This window comes from Thiolapillus sp. (assembly GCF_048562965.1).
GTDB lineage: Bacteria > Pseudomonadota > Gammaproteobacteria > Chromatiales > Chromatiaceae > Thiolapillus > Thiolapillus brandeum_A.
In genome coordinates this window covers 1-4265 of sequence record NZ_JBHNMF010000292.1, presented here as the reverse complement: position 1 = coordinate 4265, position 4265 = coordinate 1, and the positions used below count along the sequence as shown (strand labels likewise).

The following is a 4265-nucleotide window of genomic DNA, read 5'->3' as shown; positions in this document are numbered from 1 at the left end:
CTTTTCAGATTTCATCTTTGTCCATGACAGCGCTCTATTTCGCTGCCGATGCTGATGAGGCAAATCGTCTAGTGAATCAGGCGATGACCGACTTGGAGCTAGTCAATCTTCTCGATGGACTTTCATCTGAGCAGATGGATGCAAACCTGCGGAGACTGACTACAGGCTTGATTACGGCTTATCGGGCTTGGCTCGATGTGGCCGTTATAGAGGGCTACTACACTGCTCGTGCGAACCAGATGCCGCAGTTGTTGTCTGCCTTCGTCGACCTGGCTGAGAAAGTTCTTGATACACAGCTGTTAGGCAGTGCTGAGCTGCTACGTCGGTTTTATAAGGCATTTTTCTTGGTAGATGAACGTGTAGAGGCTAACGATCCTTACCTTCCAGGTGCCATTGCTTGGGGATTGAGTCCTGCTGTCTTGGAATTGACCCAAGCAAGAGCAGGATTTTTGGCGGATGGATTTCCGGAAGCGGTGGGTGAGTTAGCGATTGGCGGTGATGGCAAGGCGGCTTTCGAGCGGTTGCTTGATCTAGCACAGATACACCGGCCGTTGGCAGCCTTGGTGGCGGATACGCAGCAGCTCTCCGCCACAATCAAATCTTTCGGCTTGTTGCACTATTTAGGGCCACCGCCACCTACTGAAAATAGCTTGGCGGTACAAACGCTGTTGCGGGACGAAGGGAACGATGACGATGAGGATGTCCGTGACATCGTGCGTCCCTGTGAGGAACGGGACTTGGTGGCTCGTGTACTAAGTGATTACCAGCAGCTTTACTCTTTTGCCGAAGATGGGTTGCGCATACTTGCTGTCAACGTAAGGGAATTGCAAGTTGTACTTTCCGGTGTTGGCCGCTTCCTAGACGATTATCTTAAGCGCACATCCGCAGATTGGCCACCATTTCACTGCACGGTGATGGTTTATACAACCTCCTCGTCGCCCATGGCAATGGAAAACCGACTAGCTTTGTGGCGCAACCATGTGATGGAGCGACAAAGGGAAAAGGGCCGACCACTTACACTGTCGGTAGGGCATCGTTATGCACCCAAAGACCAGATTGTCGATTTATTGAAGCAGGAAAAGCGGCTCTACGACATCGCTTTTCTGTTTCATTTTTTGCGCGCCGGTTTGGTTGGCCACGCAGACCCTACTATGCCTTTTGAGTTCGATTTCGGTGGCTGGAGCGGTTTGCAGTTTCCTATCACAGAGTATCCGCGCCCGACCCAAGACGGGGATCGTTACCGACGCCAGAGTTTACTAAGTAACCGTCGCCTGCGTATCCAAACGCGCCATGCTGATTTGTCGGCACGAATCTACTACGGAGGCAACGCTGGCCATGATCATGTGATCTTTGGTCAGGTGGACTACAAGCCCTGGACCGGTGTGGTCGAGACTTTGCACGAACGAGCGCAGTGGGTGGCCTGCGTCGATCCTTTTGTGGACAAGCGTCTTTTATGCAGTGAAGATGGCCACGAACAGCGTAAGATTGTCGGCTTTACTTCTGGACTTGGTGCCTATGGCGAGTTGAATCTGACCATCTCCACTGAGCAGGATACCCTGAAGCAACTCACTGATCAGGTCGCCGGTAAGCTGACTAAACTGATGCCTTTTGAACAACCGGATGGTTTTGAAGCGATGGCGGCACGGATGGTCTGTGAGGCGGAGGAAATTATTGGCCTATCCTCTCTGCGGGCGGTGGTTGGTGCCGATGAACGGATCCGGGAGGTGGTAGGTTTCGCTGCAATCCGGCGCGCACTAGCGCTCCCACCAGGGCCTCCACAGCGGATGTCGCAATTGTTGCCAGTGGATTCGCTTCTACACTGGTTCGTTGCTAGCGAAATAACACTGAGGCCGGATCTCCTGCAGTTGACTCTAGAAGTTCGTCCCAATGATATCCCGTTGGTGCATGCGGTGTTGGTAGAGTGTAAGTTGGCGCAGAAAAACCCGGTCCATCTTGCTAAAGCCAATGAACAGATACAGGAAGGTTTACAACACCTGACCGGCCTTTTGGCTCCAAAGCACAGCGACCTGCGACGCTTGGGATTCGATCGGCGCTACTGGTGGGCACAACTGCACCGAGCTATGACCTCACGTTCGGTGGTTAAGGGTTCTGATCGTGAGTGGCGTGAACTCGATCATGCCTTGGAAAGTCTTGCAGAGGGACAATTCGAGATTCACTGGCAGGCTGCTATTTTTACTTTTTGGACCAACGAGGCAGGTCCTCAGCCAGAAGTGACATCACTGGCACTGCCGGTTGGTACAGTCCAGCCGCCGTTCGAAGTGCCTGAGGACTTTGTGATCCAGCACATTGCATTGGGTTACCAAGGTGTATCTGCACTGTTCGCCGAGGCAAAACCTTTGCCACTGATAGAATTAAAGGGATCGTCAATACGGCTGCGACCAGAGCAGGACAGCGGTAAAGTATTGACTGGTGCAACAACTCCGCCGCCCACGTCTGATACCAAAGAATCTTCTGTGGAAACCGATGCGTCAGCGGAGCGGATGGCTGTGTCAGCGCCAGCGGCAGATCACAAAAACCAAGTCACAGCACCAGCTGGAGTACAGGCGCCACCAACTTCGGTGAACGCCCAACCCGAACAACCTCATGTGGCTACGGAGTCTCCCCCGGTTCCGACTTCAGCCACTTTGGAGTTGCCCGAAAGTACATCTGAGGCGTCCACTACCCCAAAGACTCCACTTGCACCCACTGCCGGCCAGGTGGTTGCCGTAGATATGTCTCCAATTCCGGAAAAAATATTGCTTGGCACCCGGGGAAACAATGACCCCGTGTACTGGCACTTTGGTCATCCGCAGTTAGCGAATCGTCACTTGCTCATCTTCGGTACGTCTGGCTCAGGGAAGACTTATGGCATCCAGTGTCTGTTAGCAGAGATGGCGCAGCAGCGACTGCATTCGCTAATTGTCGACTATACGGATGGCTTTTTGCCGCAGCAGGTAGAAAGAAGATTCACGGAAGTTGTGGTACCAAAGAATCACTTCGTAAAAACTGAGAGGCTGCCGCTGAATCCATTCCGGCGGCAAATGCAAGTCATTGATCCCTCCATCCCGGCTATTGAAGAAAGTCCCTTCGAAGTTGCTACCAGGGTCGCTAGTATTTTCACTTCTGTATACGAGACCATGGGTGACCAGCAAACAGCAACTCTGATACGGGTGCTGGAATCAGGTATTGAAGGAAATGATCAGTTTTCTCTAGACGATATATTGTCGCTACTCCGGGATGAGAGTCAGTATGGAGAAAGCCTTGCAAATAAAGTAGAGCCCTTAGTCAAGTCAAGACCTTTCCGAGATGAAGAAGGTACCGCTTGGGATGAGATGTTGTTGTCGCAGGATAATTGGGTTCATGTATTACAGTTGAAGGGACTAGCTCTTGATATTCAGAAAATGGTTACCGAGTTTGTGTTATGGGATCTGTGGGATTATGCCCAGAATACGGGCAGCAAAAACCATCCGATCCCTATTGTCTTAGACGAGATTCAGAATCTCGACCATAGCAGTGATTCTCCGATCGATAAGATGCTGCGCGAGGGGCGTAAGTTTGGCTTGTCCCTGATACTGGCTACCCAGACCACGAGCCAATTCAATCAAGAACAACGAGACCGTTTGTTTCAGGCTGGGCATAAGCTGTTTTTCAAGCCGGCGACGACCGAGATCGATCGTTTTGCACAATTACTCTCCCAATCGACGACAGGAATCTCGAAGGCGGATTGGGGGCAGCGCCTAGCTAGTTTAGAGAAGGGTCAATGCTGGTCACTCGGTCCAGTGCTGAAGTCAGGAGGAACCTTCAAAGAGGAAGCTGTGCTTGTAAATGTCACGTCTCTGGAACTTCGCGACCTTGAAGGCTGACAGATGGCGGATATAGGCACTCACCTACAATCTCTACCTCTGAACTTTCCCCATGACTTTCTTCCAGAACGGAGTTTGTTGGCCCGTTTGCTGCCCTTTGCATCGATGAGTGGCAGTGGTGATAAGGTACAAATTGGGGCGGAAACGGGGATCCCCACAGGGGATAGTAGTGGAAAGGTAGAGCCCATGATCCACTATGCCCGCGGAATGGGGTTGGTCCACGTAGACAAGGTAGCTAATGCTGGCAGTTGGAACTTACGACATGTCAAGTCTCGATAGGTCCCCAAATCCCCAGATAGAGGCATATCAGCGCCCGAAGGGTGCCAATATCCACTGATTTCCGCTTGGTTGAATTGCAGACAGCGATGAATTAGACCGGATTTGACCAGGAAATCAGCACAA

General features: G+C 51.8%; 1 protein-coding gene. It reads left to right on the top strand.

Annotated elements, in window-relative coordinates:
* Positions 1–23 precede the first annotated feature (23 nt).
* Positions 24–3863 (top strand): type IV secretion system DNA-binding domain-containing protein, encoded by a 3840-nt coding sequence (locus tag ACOCD2_RS13415; protein WP_294117156.1) that lies wholly within the window; start codon positions 24–26, stop codon positions 3861–3863.
* Positions 3864–4265: the final 402 nt, after the last annotated feature.